This is a genomic window from Enterococcus sp. E4-150, from assembly GCF_035726465.1.
Lineage (GTDB): Bacteria > Bacillota > Bacilli > Lactobacillales > Enterococcaceae > Enterococcus_B > Enterococcus_B faecium.
In genome coordinates this window covers 1-19,943 of sequence record NZ_JAPRGK010000007.1, presented here as the reverse complement: position 1 = coordinate 19,943, position 19,943 = coordinate 1, and the positions used below count along the sequence as shown (strand labels likewise).

At 38.5% G+C, this 19,943-nt stretch carries 14 protein-coding genes; 11 read left to right on the top strand and 3 right to left on the bottom strand.

Annotated elements, in window-relative coordinates; all coding sequences use genetic code 11:
- Positions 1–103: 103 nt before the first annotated feature.
- Positions 104–2,257 carry a peptidoglycan D,D-transpeptidase FtsI family protein gene (locus OZ002_RS07405; RefSeq protein WP_002332036.1) on the top strand — a complete coding sequence of 718 codons (2,154 nt, stop codon included), beginning with the start codon at positions 104–106 and terminating at the stop codon, positions 2,255–2,257.
- Positions 2,258–2,687: 430 nt separating this feature from the next.
- Here OZ002_RS07405 and OZ002_RS07400 read toward each other — a convergent pair whose 3' ends face one another.
- Positions 2,688–3,497, bottom strand: a complete 810-nt coding sequence (locus tag OZ002_RS07400) for a Cof-type HAD-IIB family hydrolase (protein WP_002296740.1) — start codon at positions 3,495–3,497, stop codon at positions 2,688–2,690.
- A 292-nt stretch (positions 3,498–3,789) separates the two neighbouring features.
- Here OZ002_RS07400 and OZ002_RS07395 point away from each other — a divergent pair, with 292 nt between their 5' ends.
- Both OZ002_RS07395 and OZ002_RS07390 read left to right on the top strand, forming a co-directional pair.
- Positions 3,790–5,226: an NCS2 family permease gene (locus tag OZ002_RS07395; RefSeq protein WP_002295362.1), complete on the top strand. Its 1,437-nt coding sequence runs from the start codon at positions 3,790–3,792 to the stop codon at positions 5,224–5,226.
- Between the two features lie 169 nt (positions 5,227–5,395).
- The gene (locus OZ002_RS07390) at positions 5,396–6,592 is read left to right on the top strand and encodes a multidrug efflux MFS transporter (RefSeq protein ID WP_002290958.1); all 1,197 of its coding nucleotides are present in this window, start codon (positions 5,396–5,398) and stop codon (positions 6,590–6,592) included.
- Between the two features lie 61 nt (positions 6,593–6,653).
- On the opposite strand, the gene OZ002_RS07385 is transcribed toward OZ002_RS07390, so the two are convergent.
- A complete protein-coding gene (locus OZ002_RS07385; protein ID WP_002295359.1) occupies positions 6,654–6,839 on the bottom strand; it encodes a YjzD family protein in 186 nt (61 codons plus the stop codon).
- A 230-nt stretch (positions 6,840–7,069) separates the two neighbouring features.
- On the opposite strand from OZ002_RS07385, the gene dnaE reads away from it, so the two are divergent.
- The 3 genes from dnaE to pyk all read left to right on the top strand — a co-directional run bounded on the left by dnaE (position 7,070) and on the right by pyk (position 13,372).
- Positions 7,070–10,384: a DNA polymerase III subunit alpha gene (gene dnaE, locus OZ002_RS07380; RefSeq protein WP_156249161.1), complete on the top strand. Its 3,315-nt coding sequence runs from the start codon at positions 7,070–7,072 to the stop codon at positions 10,382–10,384.
- Positions 10,385–10,551: 167 nt separating this feature from the next.
- Positions 10,552–11,514, top strand: coding sequence for a 6-phosphofructokinase (pfkA, locus tag OZ002_RS07375; RefSeq protein WP_002304759.1), 963 nt, complete (start codon positions 10,552–10,554; stop codon positions 11,512–11,514).
- Between the two features lie 73 nt (positions 11,515–11,587).
- The gene (gene pyk, locus OZ002_RS07370) at positions 11,588–13,372 is read left to right on the top strand and encodes a pyruvate kinase (RefSeq protein WP_002295355.1); all 1,785 of its coding nucleotides are present in this window, start codon (positions 11,588–11,590) and stop codon (positions 13,370–13,372) included.
- Positions 13,373–13,406: 34 nt separating this feature from the next.
- On the opposite strand, the gene OZ002_RS07365 is transcribed toward pyk, so the two are convergent.
- Entirely contained in the window at positions 13,407–14,309 is a 903-nt protein-coding gene (locus tag OZ002_RS07365) for a LysR substrate-binding domain-containing protein (protein ID WP_002295354.1), read from the bottom strand.
- Between the two features lie 185 nt (positions 14,310–14,494).
- Here OZ002_RS07365 and OZ002_RS07360 point away from each other — a divergent pair, with 185 nt between their 5' ends.
- The 5 genes from OZ002_RS07360 (at position 14,495) to OZ002_RS07340 (ending at position 19,273) form a co-directional block, all read left to right on the top strand.
- Positions 14,495–15,064 (top strand): YceD family protein, encoded by a 570-nt coding sequence (locus tag OZ002_RS07360; RefSeq protein WP_002295352.1) that lies wholly within the window; start codon positions 14,495–14,497, stop codon positions 15,062–15,064.
- 57 nt (positions 15,065–15,121) lie between these two features.
- Positions 15,122–15,301 (top strand): 50S ribosomal protein L32, encoded by a 180-nt coding sequence (gene rpmF / locus OZ002_RS07355; protein WP_002290970.1) that lies wholly within the window; start codon positions 15,122–15,124, stop codon positions 15,299–15,301.
- Between the two features lie 169 nt (positions 15,302–15,470).
- On the top strand, positions 15,471–16,892 hold the full coding sequence (gndA, locus tag OZ002_RS07350; RefSeq protein WP_002295350.1) for an NADP-dependent phosphogluconate dehydrogenase: 1,422 nt from the start codon (positions 15,471–15,473) through the stop codon (positions 16,890–16,892).
- 192 nt (positions 16,893–17,084) lie between these two features.
- Entirely contained in the window at positions 17,085–17,771 is a 687-nt protein-coding gene (locus OZ002_RS07345) for a response regulator transcription factor (RefSeq protein ID WP_002346592.1), read from the top strand.
- On the top strand, positions 17,768–19,273 hold the full coding sequence (locus OZ002_RS07340) for a HAMP domain-containing sensor histidine kinase (protein ID WP_002298265.1): 1,506 nt from the start codon (positions 17,768–17,770) through the stop codon (positions 19,271–19,273). The genes OZ002_RS07345 and OZ002_RS07340 overlap by 4 nt, the downstream gene beginning before the upstream one ends.
- The last annotated feature ends 670 nt before the right edge of the window (positions 19,274–19,943 follow it).

Here is a 19,943-nt window from a genome sequence, read left to right as displayed (position 1 = left end):
TGAAATTAGGTAAAGAATTTCTTGCTCCGCCCATTTTTTCTTTTTTATTAAGAAGTTTTTGGGTACAATGAAGCATGAATGTAAATAGGCGGAAGGATAGGAAATGATGAAAGATTTTATGAAAAAAAAATTAAATACTTCTTGGTTAGAAAAAATAAGAAAAGGTGCACAAGAACCTAAGAACAAAACGTTTCGCCGGTCCCATGTTCCTTTTCGCTTAAATTTTCTTTTTTTCATTATATTTACGTTATTTGTTGCGTTGATTGCTAGATTGGGTTATTTGCAGATCGTGAACGGCGAAGAGATGGAGGCGCGAGTGAAGTCTACTTCTACGATTACGGTCCAAGAAAGTACTCCTCGCGGAATGATCTACGACTCCACAGGAAAAGCTTTAGTTACGAATAAAGCGAATCAGGCCATCACATATACGAGAGGAACACAAGTTACGGCTAAAGATTTGCTTGAAATCGCAACGAAGCTGAACTCGCTGATCGATGTTCCGGTAGATGAAAATCTGACAGATAGAGATAAAAAAGATTTTTGGCTGGCTGATCCCAAACATTTGAAAGAAGCCACAAAAAGACTTTCGGAAAAAGAAAAGCAATTAGGGAACAGCGAACAATATAGTGCGATGGTCAATAAAGTCACAGCTGATGAGATTAATTTAAACGAGGAGCAATTAAAAATTGCTACCATCTTTAAACGGATGAATAGTGCATATGAATTAAACACTGTCTATATCAAAAACTCTGGTGTTACTGATCAAGAGTTAGCTGTTGTGGCAGAACGCGCTTCTGAACTTCCAGGAGTTTCGACTGGCACAGACTGGACACGAGAATATAATGCAGCAAGTTCACTGAAAAGTATTCTTGGCAGTGTGACGACTGAAAAGCAAGGACTTCCAGCAGATGAAGCAGAGAAATACCTAGCAAAAGGTTATTCTCGGAATGACCGTGTAGGACAAAGTTATTTGGAAAAACAATATGAAGATGTCCTGCAAGGAACCAAAACCCAATATGAAGTTTCCCTTGATAATGAAGGAAATGTTTCGAATCAAAAAGAAATCTTCTCTGGGGAAAAAGGTTCTAATTTAATGTTATCTATGAATGCAGAATTCCAATCAAAAGTAGAAGAAATTTTGAAAAGGAATTATCAAACATTGATCAACAACGGCAAAGCACAGTATTCGCCTGGTGCTTATGCAGTGGCTATGAATCCTCAGACAGGAGAAGTGCTAGCAATGACTGGTTTCAGTCATGAACAAGGTTCCAAAGAAATCACCGAGAATGCTTTAGGCACGATTACTAGCGCCTTTGCTCCAGGGTCTGTAGTCAAGGCTGGTACTTTGACAGCAGGCTGGGCAAGTAACGCGATCAGCGGAAATCAAGTTTTGATTGATGAGCCGATTCGTCTGCAAGGTTCTTCAGAAAAAAGCTCTGTCTTTAATCGAAGCGGACAAGTTGCTCTTGATGCAGTCAAAGCATTGGAATTGTCTTCTAATACGTATATGATCAAAGTGGCGTTAAAGATGTTAGGACTAGACTATACACCTGGAATGGGACTACCTAGTTTAGATGAAGAAGCTAAAGCTTATCAGCAATTGAGAGACTCTTTCAAAGAGTTTGGTCTTGGTACAACGACTGGGATCGATTTGCCGAATGAATCTCCTGGGATCTCACGTTCTGTTGATTATATGAAGAAGTTCAATGCGGATAATGGCAAAGAATGGTATACTCCAGGTAACTTTACCGATTTGGCATTTGGACAGTTTGACACATATACACCAATCCAATTAGCTCAATATGCTTCAACAGTCGCTAATGGCGGGAAACGAGTACAGCCGCACCTAGTCAAAGCGATCTATGGCAATGACGAAAATGGAAACTTGGGTGAAGTGAAGAAAGAAATTGGCACAACAGTAGAAAATACGGTCAATATTTCTGCAGAAAATATGGCGATCCTCCGTGAAGGATTCCACCAAGTTGTCCATGGTACCGATCCTTACACAACAGCCAAACCATTAGCCAGTGCGAAAATGGACCTTTCCGCAAAAACAGGGACTGCAGAAACGGTTGCGGAAGGTCATCCAGATATTACGACAGTCAATAGTAATATCGTGGCATACGGACCAACAGACAATCCGGAAATTGCCATCAGTGTTGTCTTGCCGAACTTATTAGACGAACAAGACCACATGAACTTGACGATTGCTAAAGAAATAATGGACGCGTATTATGATATGTTCATGGCAAAATAAAAAAGAGGTCGTGAAAAAGCCGCTTAGTTTCGAGTATGAAGAAAAATTTTGTGAAAATAGCTTCTCACATTTTTGCTTAAATTTGACTTCATACCGAGAAACTGGCTTTTGAACACCGTTTAAGGAAGAGGTTGTGAAATCAGCGCCCTGACCTGAGTATTAGAGAAACAAAACGGAAAAATAGCTTCTCATATTTTGCCGTTTTTGAGCTAATACCGAAGGACAGCTGATTGAACGCCGTTTATCAAGAGGTCGTGGGCCTGCCGTTCAGCTCCGAGTCACAAGGAACAAGTTCAAAAAAACAGCTTCTCATGTTTTATGAATATTGTGACTTGTGATTGAGGAGTTGGCAGGAGAACACCGTTTACTCGGCAAAAGAGGTTGTGACAAAAATTGTCACAACCTCTTTTTTGTGGAATCTAATTCTCTATTATAGTTTAAGTAGTTTTTCCAGATAAACAGCTAAACCGTCTTCCTGATTGCTCAAAGGAGTGACATCATTTGCAATGCCTTTGAGTTGATCAGTACCGTTAGCCATAGCTACTCCCCAACCTGCATAATCCAACAATTCCAAATCATTATGCTCGTCACCAAAGGCAATGACGTCTTTTTGATCGATAGACAGGTAGTTAGCAATTTCTTGCACGCCTTTTGCTTTTTGGATTCCTTTTGAAACAATCTCTAAGATGGCAGTAGGTCCACCCCATGTCCGAACATCGACATAACTGCCAAATTGACGTGTTAATTCAGCAGATACAGCTCCTGCAAAACGTTTGTCTGTTCGGACAAGCAAAGATGTAGGATTTGTCGTCAAATTTTTAGGAGAAAGCAAATTCTTCTCTCCTGGACGAGAAGAAGCAAAAATTTTTTCATCAAAGAAATCAAAACTGTCAATAAAAAAAGTATCACGATTTTCAGCAGCGATAAAATCTAAATTTAGCTGCTTTTTTTGCGATAAGATTTCAAAAGCGATTTCACGATTGATCAACGTTTCTCTTTCACCATCCCAGTGCTGATTAGGGATGTGTACTAATGCGCCGTTAAAATTAACCATCGGTGTTGTTAATTCTAATTGTTGGTAAAACTGATGGCTCATTCGGAATGGGCGTCCTGTAGCAATACTGACATGATGACCGGCATTGATTGCTTTTTTCAGAGTCTCTTTTGTTTTAGATGTAATCATCGAATCTTGATTGAGGGTAGTTCCGTCCAGATCGATGGCAATTAATTTTTTATTCAATAAGGGTCCTTCTTTCCTCAACTAGCATTTGTTTTAGTCTAGCATATTTTAGGTAATTAACAAGAGCAATCAGCTATTCCTAACAAAAACTACAGTTATGGCTATATAAATAGCTAAACACAAGCTAGACACGAACGTTAAGTATTATTTTCGCTTTTTTTGTTAAAAAAACGTTGAAAAGCGAATGAAACGTCTATATAATTTGAAATTGTTCGATGGATTTGCCCTATTTTACTTATTTTTTATTATTATAGTTTTCCATCAGAAAAAAATTCAGGGAGTGGAACTTTTTATGGAAAAGTTTTTCGGTTTAAAGAAAAACAATACAAATGTATCAACTGAAATAATGGCGGGAGTAACGACATTCTTTGCCATGAGTTATATCTTATTCGTAAATCCGACGATTTTGTCAGCATCAGGTATGCCCTTCCAAGCAGTATTTCTAGCGACAATCATTGCATCGATTATTGGTACGCTGGTAATGGGATTGTTCGCAAATGTACCATATGCTCAGGCACCTGGTATGGGATTGAACGCATTTTTCACTTTTACGGTTGTTTTTGGGCTTGGTTATTCTTGGCAACAAGCCTTGGCAATGGTGTTTATTTGCGGATTAATCAATATTTTTATTACTGTCACAAATATTCGAAAAATGATTATTCGGGCGATTCCCGAAAGTCTTCAACATGCGATTGGTGGCGGGATCGGTATTTTCGTTGCGTATGTCGGAATCAAAAATGCAGGATTCTTATCTTTTTCAGCAGACCAGTCAGCTATTTCGAGCTCTGTCGTTGAAGGCGGAAAAGCGACAAATGTTACGATAAATGGTGGAATCGTCCCTGCGTTAGCCAACTTTGACAACGCTCCTATCTTATTGGCTGTGATTGGTTTGGTACTGACAGCCATTTTAGTTGTAAAAAATGTCCGTGGGGCTATTCTTATCGGTATCGTAGCGACCACAGTCCTTGGTATTTTTATGGGTGTTGTTGATTTAAGTTCCATTGATTGGCAAACGAATTCGTTAGGTAATTCATTTAAAGAATTAGGAACAACTTTCGGTGCAGCATTTGGTTCTGAAGGCATGCAATCTTTATTCAGTGATTCTTCCAAGATTCCTCAAGTATTGATGACGATCATCGCATTCAGTTTATCTGATACTTTCGATACGATCGGAACATTTATCGGTACAGGACGCCGCACAGGTATTTTCTCAAAAGAAGACGAGATCGCGTTGGAAGATGGTCGTGGGTTCAAAACAAAAATGGATAAAGCACTATTTGCCGATGCGATCGCTACTTCTGTGGGGGCTATCTTTGGTACATCGAATACAACAACTTATGTCGAATCTGCAGCTGGGATCGGGGCCGGTGGACGTACTGGTTTGACTTCAGTAGTAGTGGCAGTGCTATTCGCATTAAGTAGTTTATTCTCTCCACTGATCGCCATTGTACCAAATCAAGCAACTGCGCCAGCATTGATTTTAGTTGGAGTAATGATGATGGCTTCTTTTGCAGACATCAAATGGCTAGATATGGAAGAAGCTTTACCGGCCTTCTTTGCATCGATCTTTATGGGATTGTGCTATAGCATTTCCTATGGGATTGCAGCAGGATTTATTTTCTATACAATTGTGAAAGTAATCAAAGGAAAATACAATCAAGTTTCTGTTGCTTTGTGGATCGTTGATATTTTATTCATTATCAACTTCATCATTCTAGCAACAATTTAACTAAAGAGAAGGGATTGGAACAGTATTTGTTCTGATCTCTTTTTGTTTTACATAAAAAGAACGTTACATATAAAATGACCTTTGCGGGATTTTTCTCTTTTTACTGGCGAGATCGTTGCTTGTTTATTCGAAAATAGGTATGATAAAAGAGACGAAAGAGGGATGATAGATGGAGATTAATTGGAGAAAAAATTTAGTGATTGCGTGGATTGGCTGTTTTTTCACTGGTGCAAGTATTAGTTTAGTTATGCCATTCATACCAGTTTATGTTGAGCAACTAGGAACACCAAAAGATCAAATCGAATTGTTTTCGGGACTAGCAATCTCTGTGACTGCTTTTGCATCTGCCGTGGTTGCACCAATCTGGGGAAATCTAGCTGATCGAAAAGGCCGAAAACTCATGATGATCCGTGCAGCAGCAGGGATGACATTAACAATGGGATCTTTGGCTTTTGTACCGAACGCGTATTGGCTTTTGATCATGCGGTTTTGGAATGGGATTTTGTCTGGATATATTCCAAATGCCACAGCGATGATTGCTTCACAGGCACCTAGAGAAAAGAGCGGATGGGCGTTAGGAACATTGTCTACCGGAGCGATTGCTGGAAATCTGATCGGACCTTCAATGGGCGGTGCACTGGCTCAGTGGTTTGGTATGGAAAATGTATTCTTGATCACAGGGGCTTTGTTGATGATCACAACGGTATTGACCATTTTCTTAGTCAAAGAAGATTTCCATCCAATCGAGAAAAAAGATCTGATAAGCACCAAAGAAATTTTTTCAAAAATGGATCATCTCTCTATTTTGATCGGTCTCTTCATTACGACCTTGATTTTACAGATAGGAATCACTACGATCAGCCCTATTTTGACCTTATATATTCGTGAATTGAGCGGAAGTACAGAAAATATCCTTTTTGTCAGCGGCTTGATTGTTTCGATAGCTGGTGTTTCCGCTGTCTTTTCTTCACCGAAACTAGGAAAACTAGGGGATAAGATTGGGAATCAAAAAGTTCTAATTGGAGGACTCATTTTATCATTTTGCTGTTATTTACCTATGGCATTCGTCACTACACCGCTCCAATTAGGTATACTTCGCTTTATTTTAGGCTTTTCAACTGGTGCTTTGATGCCTTCTGTCAATACACTGATCAGTAAGATTACGCCTCAAGAAGGAGTCAGCCGAATCTATAGCTACAATCAGATGTTTAGCAACTTTGGACAAGTTTTAGGTCCCATGCTAGGATCGACAGTCGCGCATGCTTATAATTACAGTGCTGTTTTTATTGTGACAAGTTTGTTTGTTCTGTCAAATATTCTTCTTTCTTTATTCAACTTTCGTAAAGTTCTTCGCAGCAGATTATAATGGTGGTGAGGAGTAGAAAATAAAAAAGAGCTTGAGATATCTCAAGCTCTTGGCTGTTTTTTTACGAATGGGCAGAGGTTTCTTTTCTTGGCGCAACTGCACCAATCAAAAGGATAATGACACCCGCAATGAATGAAATGATTGTTGTCAAAGTAAAATCATATGTTCCGCTTGTTAATGCAGCACCAATATAACCGACTACTTGACCTAGAACGACAGCCCAGAATAATGTAACGATATATCGCATAAAGAACACCTCTTTTCTATCTTAATTTTACCAGATTTTCTTTGAATGTAAAGAAACGAGACCAAATCTCAATAAAATTTGAGTTCTTACGAAAGAACTCATTCCTACAGATTACAAGCAAGCAAATGAAGTGGAATAATCAACTTCAGCGCCTGCTATCTTAATGAAAGTAAAAGGATCAAACCTTTTAACGCTAGTGAATTTTAACGAAAAAAAAGGCGGAATGCAAGATGTTTTTCCCACAACTTTATACAATTACTTCTTATTCTCTTTTACAAAGTACGATACGTATTCGAGAATATGTACAAGAAGCAAAAAAACAAGGCTACACTTCATTAGCCATAACGGATAAAGATGTCTTATACGGTGCACCTGAATTCTATCGTATTTGTGTAGAAGAAGGAGTACAGCCAATCATTGGATTACATCTTAGTTATACTTATGAAGAAAAAAATTATGGCTTGCTTGCGTACGCAAAAGATGAAATAGGTTATCAGCAGCTGATGAAACTTTCCAGCCGAAAAATGATCCAAGAAAAATTGGAACTTGCAGAAATGACAGAAACCGACCATCTAGCGTTTGTTGTTCCGGCAAATCATTCTGTTTCTGAGGCTTTCAATAAAGAGGATAACTTTTTCGGTCATTGGCAGTTTTTACTTGAAAATGTTTTTACTAGAAATTTTTATATCGGCTTGACAGAAAACACGCCTGATCAATTGCCTGAATGGTATCAGTATGTGATAAAAGAAAATTATTCGCTTTGTGCATTACATCCCATCGCTAGTTTACAACAAGAAGAACTTTTTGCACTTGAAGTGATGAAACATATCAAAGATGGAAGCCAAATACCTTTAGAAAATTTATCTGCATCTTTACCACTAACAGCAAATGGCTATCTTCTTTCAGAACAAGAAATGATCAAACGATTCGAAAAAGCGGGTCTTTCCCAAGCTGTAATAGGTGCCCAGCGTTTAGCTGAATCGATTTCATTTGAATTCCAGTTCCATCAGAAATTACTTCCGCATTATCCAGTTCCTAATGGAAAACAAGCTGGAGAATATTTAAGAGAGTTATGCTATTCGCAAGTGGAACGCCGAATCACTGATTATACAAAGGAATACCAAGAACGTTTGGACTACGAGTTATCTGTCATCCATCAAATGGGATTCAATGATTATTTCTTGATCGTATGGGATGTAATGGCTTTTGCTCATAGAAACAAAATCGTTACCGGTGCAGGTCGTGGTTCTGCTGCGGGTTCATTAGTAGCCTATGTGTTAGAAATCACAGATGTGGATCCATTAGAATATGATTTGCTATTCGAACGCTTTTTAAACCCCGAACGCTTTACGATGCCAGATATCGATTTGGATATTCCTGACAATCGACGTGAAGAAGTATTGAATTATGTTCGAGAAAAGTATGGACAATATCATATGGCACAAATCGCAACATTTGGCACAATGGCAGCAAAAATGGTTCTTAGAGATGCAGCTAGAGTGTTTGGTTTATCGCAAAGTGAAGCAAACCGCTGGTCAAAAGCAATACCCAATCAATTGAAAATCACATTGACCCAAGCTTATAAAACTTCGCATCAATTAGTAGAATTAGTTCAGGCAAGCGAAAAAAACCAACTTTTATTCAAAACTGCAGTGATTTTAGAAGGATTGCCAAGACATGTTTCGACTCACGCAGCAGGTGTAGTTATCAGCGATAAGAATCTACTTGAACTAGTTCCGCTCCAACGCGGTTCTGATGAAGCTTTTCTGACCCAGTATACGATGAATGAGGTAGAAGCAATCGGTCTTTTGAAAATGGACTTTTTAGGACTACGCAACTTATCGATTATTGATTTTACTTTGAAAGCTGTTAAGCGAGTAGAAGGGTATGAGATCCGATTAAAAGAGATCCCGCTAAATGATGCAAAAACGCTGCTCTTGTTTCAACGAGGCGAAACCTCAGGAGTATTTCAATTTGAATCTGCTGGTATCCGGAACGTTTTACGAAGATTAGGTCCAGAAAACATCGAAGATATTGCCGCAGTCAATGCATTGTATCGACCAGGCCCTATGCAAAATATAGATACCTTCATTGCCAGGAAGAAAGGAAAAGAAGCCATTCGCTACCCAGATGATTCACTGATCCCGATTTTGAAAAACACATATGGAGTGATCGTCTATCAGGAACAAATCATGCAGATCGCCTCGACTATGGCTGGATTTACATTAGGGCAGTCAGATATTCTGCGACGGGCAGTGAGTAAAAAGAAAAAAGACGTATTAGATGAAGAAAAGTCGCATTTTGTATCAGGAGCATTACAACAGGGATATTCGGAAAAAACAGCAGCGACCGTATATGAATATATCGAAAAATTTGCAAACTATGGATTCAATCGGTCACATGCATTTGCTTATTCATTCGTGGGATTCCAAATGGCGTATCTAAAAGCCCATCATCCAGGTGCTTTCTTTACCAGCCTGATGAATTCTGTTCGGCATAACACATCAAAATTGAAAGAATATATTGCAGAAGCACGTAAAAATAAACTCAAACTTTCCTCGCCGTCCATTAATCAAAGTAATTCCAGTTTTGAGTTGGTCAATAAGGAAGAAATCAGATTCGGACTGACAGCGATAAAAGGTATTCGGCGTGATTTTGTAGAAGATATATTAAACGAAAGAAAACAAAATGGCCCGTTCCAGTCAGTGGATCAATTCCTCATACGGATCGATAAGCGTTGGCTGAAATTAGAGTTACTGCAATCACTGACAGCAGTAGGAGTTTTTGATGAATTATCTCCTAACAGGAAACAATTGATGCTTGATCTCGAAGGAAAAATCCAAAATATCGTTTACAGTGGTGGAAGTCTTGACTTGCTGGGAATCATGGCATTAAAAGAAGAAGAAGTCGCTGACTATACACTAGAAGAACGCTTGAAGCTGGAAGAGGAGTACTTAGGTATTTATTTGTCAGGTCATCCTGCAGAAGGGTTTGATCGTCTTCGTTTAGCTAAACAAGTTCAGCTGATTACAGATATCGTCCCTAATCAACCAGTCAATTTATTAGTGATGATCAAGGAAGTTAGAGAAATTCGGACAAAAAAAGGAGAACTGATGGCCTTTGTTGAAGGAACCGACAGTAGTGGAGAAATTTCTGTCACAGTTTTTCCAACTCTTTATCGTAAATATCGTAATTTGTTTGCCGTTGATCGAGTGATCTTTGTTCAAGGGCGGAGCGAAATCAGCAAATATAATCAGGAACTGCAACTAATTGGAGAAAGCTTTGCTGATCCTAACCAGTTAGAAGCCCAGTATCCTTCACAAACTTGCTATTTGCGTATTACAGAAGAACGGGAAGATCCCGAGATAATGAAACAATTACAAGTGATTTTTCAGAAACACCCAGGATATATACCAGTAGTTATGTATCACGAAAAAACGCAACGAAAAGTAGTTCTGTCAGATGCTTATTGGGTGGATGACAGCAAGAGTATAAAGGGGCAACTTATTTATCTGCTTGGCGAAGATAATGTGGTTTTCAAATAACTTACGGTAAAAAATACTACTTGCTTTCATTTTTTTTCATTTTTTTATCCGTAAATCAAGACAAGTGAGAAAAATAATGTTAGAATGTTAGTCGTGGTTAACGCAAAAATGGTTGTAAACCTAAGTCATACTTAGGATAAAGTATTTTAATGAGGTGAATGTTTATTATGAAACGCATCGGAATTTTGACCAGTGGCGGAGACGCACCTGGAATGAATGCAGCTGTTCGTGCCGTTGTTCGTAAAGGTATTTACGAAGGACTGGAAGTATACGGGATCAATTATGGTTTTGCCGGTTTAGTTGCTGGAGATATTCGTCGTCTTGATGTGGCAGATGTAGGTGACAAGATCCAACGTGGTGGTACATTCTTGTATTCTGCACGTTATCCAGAATTTGCAACTGAAGAAGGTCAATTAAAAGGAATCGAACAATTGAAAAAATTCGGAATCGAAGGTCTAGTGGTTATCGGAGGAGACGGCTCTTATCATGGCGCAATGGCTTTGACAAAACGCGGTTTCCCAGCAGTAGGTATTCCTGGAACAATCGATAATGATATTCCTGGGACTGATTTCACAATCGGTTTTGATACAGCAATCAATACAGTACTAGAATCAATTGACCGTATTCGTGACACAGCGACTTCTCATGTTCGTACATTCGTTATCGAAGTAATGGGACGCAATGCAGGAGACATCGCTTTATGGTCAGGTGTGGCTGGCGGAGCGGATGAAATCATCATCCCAGAACATGATTTTGATATGGCTTCAGTTGCTAAAAAAATCCAAGAAGGCCGCGATCGCGGGAAGAAACATTGCTTGATCATCTTGGCTGAAGGTGTAATGGGCGGAAATGAATTCGCTGAGAAACTTTCAGAATTTGGTGACTATCATACACGTGTATCTATCTTGGGACACGTTGTCCGTGGTGGAGCACCAAGCGCACGCGACCGCGTGTTGGCAAGTAAATTCGGTGCTTACGCTGTCGAATTGCTTCAAGAAGGAAAAGGTGGATTATGTGTCGGTATCCATGACAACGAAATCGTTGCGTCTGACATCATTGATACACTTGAAAACAACAAACATAAACCAGACTTATCACTATATGATCTAAATAATTCACTTTCATTTTAAGAGTGAAAGAAACCAAGCTATTTAAGCTGTGTACAGCTTTAAATAAACAAAATTGAATGGGAGAGTTTTTTAAATGAAAAAAACCAAAATCGTTAGTACATTAGGACCAGCAAGTAACTCAGTAGAAATTATTTCTCAATTGATTGAATCTGGGGCAAATGTCTTCCGCTTTAACTTTTCTCATGGTGACCATGAAGAACAATTATCACGTATGACTATGGTCCGTGAAGCAGTTAAAAAGACAGGAAAAGATGTCGGTATTCTTTTAGATACAAAAGGAGCTGAAATCCGTACAACTGTTCAAGGCACAACAGAAGCTGATTTTGGTCGTGCAGGATACATCAAATTTGAAGTAGGAGATCAAACACGCATCTCTATGGATCCTGAACATGTAGGTTCAAAAGAAAAAATCGCGGTTACTTACCCAGGATTATTTGACGATGTTCACGTTGGCGGACACATTTTATTTGATGATGGTTTGATCGATATGCAAATCATTGAAAAAGACGAAGCAAACCGTGAATTAGTCGTAGAAGTTAAAAATGCAGGTATGCTAGGATCACGTAAAGGGGTAAATGCACCAGGCGTTTCTATTAGTTTGCCAGGTATTACTCCAAAAGATGCTGACGATATTCGTTTTGGTTTAGACAACGATATCGACTTTATCGCTGCAAGTTTTGTACGTAAAGCACAAGACGTTCTAGATATCCGCGAAATCTTAGAAGAAAAAGACATGACTCATGTTCAAATCTTCCCTAAAATCGAATCTCAAGAAGGTATCGACAACATTGACGAAATCATCAAAGTTTCTGACGGTGTTATGATTGCCCGCGGAGATATGGGTGTTGAAATCCCAGCTGAACTAGTACCAATGGTTCAAAAACGCATTATCAAAAAATGTAATGCTGCTGGTATCCCAGTTATCACTGCTACACAAATGTTAGAATCAATGCAAGAAAACCCACGTCCAACACGTGCGGAAGCTTCTGACGTTGCTAACGCTGTATTTGATGGCACAGATGCAACAATGCTATCTGGTGAATCTGCAAACGGGGACTACCCAGTTGAAGCTGTTTCAACAATGGCACGTATCGACCAAGAAGCTGAAAATGCATTATCAGAATTAGGTACATTCCAATTGAACGAATTCGATAAAACAGATGTAACTGAAACAATCGGTTTATCTGTAGCTCGTGCTGCAAAAAATCTAGGCGTGAAAACAATCGTTGCTGCAACTGAATCAGGATACACTGCAAAAATGATTTCAAAATATCGTCCAGATGCAGATATCTTGGCTGTTACTTTTGACGAACGCACAAAACGTGGTTTGATGTTAAACTGGGGCGTTTACCCAACAGTTGCTGAAAAACCATCAACAACTGATGAAATGTTTGAACTAGCAGCTAAAAAAGCTGTTGAATTAGGTTTCGCATCAGAAGGCGATTTAATCTTGATCACTGCTGGTGTACCAGTTGGTGAACGCGGAACAACTAACGTGATGAAAATTCAAATGATTGGTTCTAAATTATTAGAAGCTCAAGGCGTTGGACAAAAATCTGTCGTTGCAAATGCAGTTATTGCTTCATCTGCTGAAGAAGCTGTAAAAAAAGCAAAAGACGGAATGGTTCTAGTTGTACCATCAACTGACAAAGAATATATGCCTGCAATCGAAAAAGCAGCTGCTGTTATCGTTGAAGAAGGCGGATTGACTTCTCACGCTGCAGTTGTAGGAATTGCACAAGATATTCCTGTAATCGTTGGTGCTAAAGGCGCAACAACAACAATTACAGAAGGTGAATTGATTACCGTTGATTCACGTCGCGGCATCGTTTACCGTGGCGAAACAACAGCTATCTAATTTAGCTTAATAAAAAATAAAAACAGCTCTTCTTTTACGAAGAGCTGTTTTTTTGTGCTGTAACGAATTCATGGATAACTTGGACTACTTGTTCTTGAAGAGGCGTGACGATCTGCTGTGTTCGTTTTGCCAATGAAATCAAGAAGCGAGGCTGAACTTCATCTGAAAGAGGGAGGCAAACTAAATGATCTTCAGGATGGACAGCAATCTCTGCCAAAAAACCGATACCCACATTTTCTCGGACCATACTCTTTAAAATCGTCAAGTCATTGCTTTGATAAACAACTTTTGGATGAGTATGTGTTTGTTTAGAAAGCTTAGTGAATGCTGCGGGGTGGACATAATGTTCGTTCAATAGTACAAACTGTTCATCTGCTATATCTTTGAAAGAGACAGTATCCTGCTTGGAAAGAGGATGTGTAGGTGGCACGACGATCATGAAACGTTTGTCCAAAAGTAACTCTGTTTCTAAATATTGATCCACGATTGGCTGTGTTGAGCCTAATACAGCTAAATCGATCCTCCCTTGTCGGATCATCCCGTATAAGTCCCGAGAGCCTCCATCGGTAATCTCAATTTGATTCATCAATTCATGCTTGATAAAGTAACTTGACAGTTTAGGAAAGTATTCATTGCCGATAATAGGAGGCATGCCAAAACGAAGCTTTTTCTTTTGCAACTGAGTGATTTCAGCTCTTGCAGTAGAAATCTCTTGGAGAATGGTTTGTGCATGGAGAAACAGCTGCTTTCCAGAAGGCGTGACGATTAATTCGTGATGCGATCGATCTCTTGTAATAAGTACGGTGTCAAACTCTTTTTCAAGACGTTGTAATGCATATGTAATAGTAGGTTGGCTCACACGGAAATAATTAGCCACTTTCGTAAAATTTTTTTGTTTGACGATTTGGACATAGTATTCGATATCTTTCGTGTTCATGAAGATCATCCGCTCCTTTAATGGAATAATGATTATTGTAAATGATTCTGAGGATGATAGCAAACAGAGGCTTTCTAATAAAGATTTTTCTGTTTTTTTATGAACTGCAAGGTGTCAAGAAAATTTCATTGACAACATGCTTTTTGCCCTGTATAATTGCTTTTGTTGCTTAGGAGTGATGAAAAATGAAATGGTCTTTATTGGAATTGAGAAAATACCAGGAGACACCGTTAACTTTTCATGAGACGCTCGACTTGAAAGCCGCTCTCATGAAGCGAGACAATTTAATACTTGATGTTGCGCCAGTGGAAGTCGAAGGTTTGGTCTCAGTTGATAAGAAAGGCTATATCGTTCATTACACTGTGCAGACGACTTTGACAGTTCCTTCAACACGTTCACTAGAACCTGTTGAACTGCCCATGGATTTTTCTGTAGACGAAGTATTCATGACAGAAGAACAATTCCAAAGTAGAGATGAACAAATGTCTGCAGATGAGATTTTGCTAATTGAAGGTCCATTATTGAATTTAGCAGAGTCGATTGAAGACAACATCTTATTGGCGATTCCAATGCGGGTATTGACAAAAGAAGAGGAAGCAGCAACAGAACTTCCAAAAGGCAATGATTGGGAAGTTGTTTCCGAAGAAGAATACCAGCGCAGAAAAATGGAAGAAGCCGAGAATAAAATTGATCCTCGTCTTGCAAAACTATCTGAACTTTTTGATTCTAAATCAAAAGACGACGATAACAAGTAAGATTGGAATATATTGTGTCTAATTTAGATACAAGACTTTACAAGGAGGTGTAGCAAAATGGCAGTACCAGCTAGAAGAACATCAAAAGCTAAAAAAGCAAAACGTCGTACACACTACAAATTGACAATCAAAGGGTTAAACGAATGTCCAAACTGTGGTGAAATGAAAAAAAGCCATCACGTATGTGCAAATTGTGGTTACTATGATGGTAAGGACGTAATGTCAAAAGAAGCTTAATACATTTTAATTAGAAAATGTAAAACCTCAAGGCTAACCATGGAGCCTTGAGGTTTATTTTTTTGTAGTCGGTAAATAAAAAATATGTTGTTCTTTAGTTTGCAATGTAGCCGTGTTAAGCTATAATGTAAGAGATTAGGGAGAAATCCCGTATGTAGGAGGAGTTCATATGTCAAAACAACAAATCGGCGTTGTCGGTATGGCCGTTATGGGTAAAAATCTAGCCTTGAACATAGAAAGCCGCGGCTATTCAGTGGCTTTATTCAATCGTACAGGGGCTAAAACAACCGCTGTAGTAGAAGAACACCCAGATAAAAATTTCAAAGCAACATATACAATCGAAGAATTTGTAGAATCTATCGAGAAACCACGTCGGATCTTGCTAATGGTCAAAGCAGGACCGGCAACAGATGCAACAATCCAAGAGTTACTTCCTCACCTTGATAAAGGCGATATTTTGATTGACGGAGGAAATACATTCTTTAAAGATACGATGCGTCGTAATGAAGAGTTAGCCAACTCTGGCATCAACTTTATCGGTACAGGCGTTTCCGGCGGTGAAGAAGGAGCTTTAAAAGGACCTTCAATCATGCCTGGTGGACAAAAAGAAGCCTATGCGCTAGTTGCACCAATCTTAGAGCAAATTTCTGCAAAAGCAGAAGACGGAGCACCATGTGTCACATATATTGGCCCAAATGGAGCCGGACATTATGTGAAAATGGTACACAACGGTATTGAGTATGGAGATATGCAACTGATTGCTGAATCTTATGACTTAATGAAGAATATTTTAAACCTTTCAGTAGAAGAAATGGCTGATATCTTTAAAGAATGGAATCAAGGCGAATTAGACAGCTATTTGATAGAAATCACTGCTGACATTCTGACACGTAAAGACGATGAAGGAACAGGTAAACCAGTAGTAGATGTGATCCTTGATGCAGCTGGGAATAAAGGAACAGGTAAATGGACAAGCCAAAGCGCGCTTGACTTAGGTGTGCCACTTCCATTGATCACTGAATCTGTATTTGCCCGCTATATTTCTGCTTATAAAGAAGAACGCGTACAAGCAAGTAAAATTTTGTCTCGTACGAACGATTTTGAGTTCACGGGAGACAAAAAAGAATTGGTCGAAAAAATCCGAGAAGCGTTGTATTTCAGTAAAATCATGAGTTATGCCCAAGGATTTGCTCAATTACGTGTCGCTTCAAAAGAATTTGATTGGGACTTGCCATTTGGTGAAATCGCAAAAATCTGGCGCGCTGGATGTATCATCCGAGCTCGATTCTTGCAAAAAATTACGGATGCCTATGACAAAAATCCTGAGATCGAAAATTTATTGCTAGATGATTACTTCGTTGAAATCACGAAAAAATATCAGCAATCAGTCAGAGACGTCGTTGCCTTGGCTGTCCAAGCTGGCGTACCTGTACCGACTTTCTCATCAGCCATCGCTTACTTCGATTCATACAGAGCAGAACGTCTGCCTGCAAATATAATCCAAGCCCAACGCGATTACTTTGGCGCACATACCTATGAACGTGTCGACAAAGAAGGAATCTTCCATTACTCATGGTACCATGAAGAATAATAGTCTTTCGGCTGTTAGGAAATGAGAAAATAAAAAGAGGACGAAAGAGCTGAAGTCGATTGTTATGAGTAGACTTCAGCTCTTTTTTAAAATTGCTATCCATGATAAAATGACTATAGATTTTTAAGCATATTATCGGTATAATGATAGAGTTTTTAAAAAGCCAGTAGAATAGAAAGGATAAAATAATAAATGAGCAATATTCTAATCATTGAAGATGAAAAGAACTTGGCACGATTTGTCGAGCTAGAGTTGAAGCATGAAGGGTATAACACAGAAGTCCACTACAACGGCCGAACTGGTTTAGATGCGGCATTAAATAATGAGTGGGATGCCATATTGTTGGATCTGATGCTCCCAGAATTGAACGGTTTAGAAGTCTGCAGACGTGTACGCCAAGTCAAAAATACACCAATCATTATGATGACTGCAAGAGATTCTGTGATCGATCGTGTATCTGGACTTGACCACGGAGCAGATGACTACATCGTCAAACCATTTGCTATCGAAGAATTATTAGCACGTCTTCGTGCATTGTTGCGTCGAATCGATATTGAAGGCGATAAAAATGTGGCTAAACAAACTACTATTACTTATCGCGATTTGACTATCGAAAAAGAAAACCGTGTCGTACGTCGCGGAAATGAAGTAATTGAACTAACAAAAAGAGAATACGAGTTGCTGCTTACTTTAATGGAAAACGTGAACGTGGTATTAGCACGTGACGTTTTACTAAATAAAGTGTGGGGATACGAAACAGAAGTTGAAACAAACGTAGTGGACGTATATATTCGTTATCTTCGCAACAAAATTGACGTTCCCGGGGAGGAAAGCTATATCCAAACTGTACGCGGAACAGGTTATGTGATGCGCTCGTGATAAAGCCGAAAAAATCGGAAAAAAGAGAACTGAAAGGGCCCTCCTTGACAATCAAGTGGGCCTTTGCGAGTTCTTTCTTCATATTCGTTGTGTTTACAATTTTCGCTGTCATTACCTATAAATCATCTATCAATCTGATTGTGGCAAAAGAAAGAAACAATGTAGAGCGTACGATTTCAGAAGTAGCTTCTCGTTTGGCTAACTCGGATGAAGAACTGACATTAGTAAATACGTATCGTAATCTGACGAAAGCGACAAATGACGGAGATGAGGTCGTAGATCATACTTCACTGGTCGAAGGGAACTTAATGAAGATCGATTCCTTTATAGCTGAGCTAGGGCAGCCATCAATGGATCTTTATGTTTATGATTTGGACGAGAACTTGATTTTTAAAACCCATGAAAACAGTCGAAACCTGATTCAGACTACACGTAAAGTTCCAACGATCGTTACACTAGAAGGAAAAACTGGCTTTTTATCTATCCAGCCTATATATTCTAAAGGTACAAGAGAAAAGATCGGCTATGCGCAAAGCTTCTATGAATTATCTTCTTTCTATGATATTCGAAATAAGCTATTATTGACTCTTATTGTTTTAGAAGTTGTTTCTTTGATCTTAAGTAGTATTTTAGGTTTCTTTTTATCTTCTTATTTCTTAAAACCACTCAAGGTACTCAGAGATACAATGGATACTATACGTAAAGATCCGCAATCAGATATCCACATGCCTGAAATCGACACAAATGATGAATTGGCAGATTTAGCTGAAATATTCAATGAGATGCTTGACCGTATGCGTTTGTATATTGAACAACAAGAGCAATTCGTGGAAGACGTATCTCATGAGTTAAGGACACCTGTTGCAATTATTGAAGGGCATCTTAGTCTGCTAAATCGTTGGGGGAAAGATGATCCTGAGATATTAGAAGAATCATTAAGCGCCAGCATGCAAGAAATCAGCCGTATGAAAAGCTTAGTTCAAGAGATGCTAGACTTATCAAGAGCAGAACAAGTAGATGTTCATTATGCGAATGAAACAACTAAAGGAAAAGAAGTCACCTATCAAGTTTATAATAATTTCAAGATATTATATCCAGACTATGTGATCACTTTAGATGATGATTTGACAAAAGAAGTGACCCTGCAAATTTATCGTAATCACTTTGAACAATTAATCATTATCATATTGGATAACGCAGTAAAGTATTCAACTACACGAAAAGAAGTCCATATCTCTATTTCTTCCACTCTGAATGAATTTGAGATCGCGATTCAGGACTTTGGCGAAGGAATACCCAAAGAAGACCTTAATAAGATCTTCAATCGTTTTTATCGAGTGGATAAAGCAAGAGCTAGAACGAAGGGTGGAAATGGTCTGGGGTTGTCTATCGCTAAACAACTGGTTGAAAACTATAAAGGACGTATCTTAGCAGAAAGTGTAGTAGGGCAAGGGACAATTTTTAGAATCTTTATTCCTATCGCAAAGGCAGAAGACAAGTAAAGCATGTGCTTTACTTGTTTTTTTATATATCCAACAAAGAATAAGGTACAAAATACAAGCAAGTGAGAAATTCAGGGGTGTCATTATAAAAAAACTAGCGAACAATTAAATAGAATAACATCCGTTAATTAAATGTAAGTAGCTTTTAGATGAACGAAAAAACAATGAAATGCTGTAATATTCGTGTTTAAAAATAATAAATAAAAATAGGGAATTTTCTATTGCAATTTTATAAAGAGATTGCTATATTATTATTTGTTCTAAATGATTCCTTTAAGGTGTCACTAAAAATTATAAAAAATAGTGTTGACGCACTTTTGATGTCATGTTATAATAACGAAGTCGTTTGGATGAGATAGCTAATAAAGCTTGATTTTATCGAAAAAAACTTCGAAAAAGTTATTGACAAATAACAATAAAGATGATATGATAATCAAGTCGCTGCTAATGAGTGACAAAGACGTTTAGAAAAAATAAACAAAGAAGTTGTTGACATTCTCTTCTGAATCTGATAAGATTAAAGAGTTGTTGAAACAAAAAGATTAGACCTTTGAAAACTGAACAAAGTAAGACAAACCAAATGTGTAGGGCGTCTTGATTCAATTCAAGACAACAAACATTTTTAACAAGCAAGCAATATGCTAGCAAACAAATTGAGCTTAACAATCGC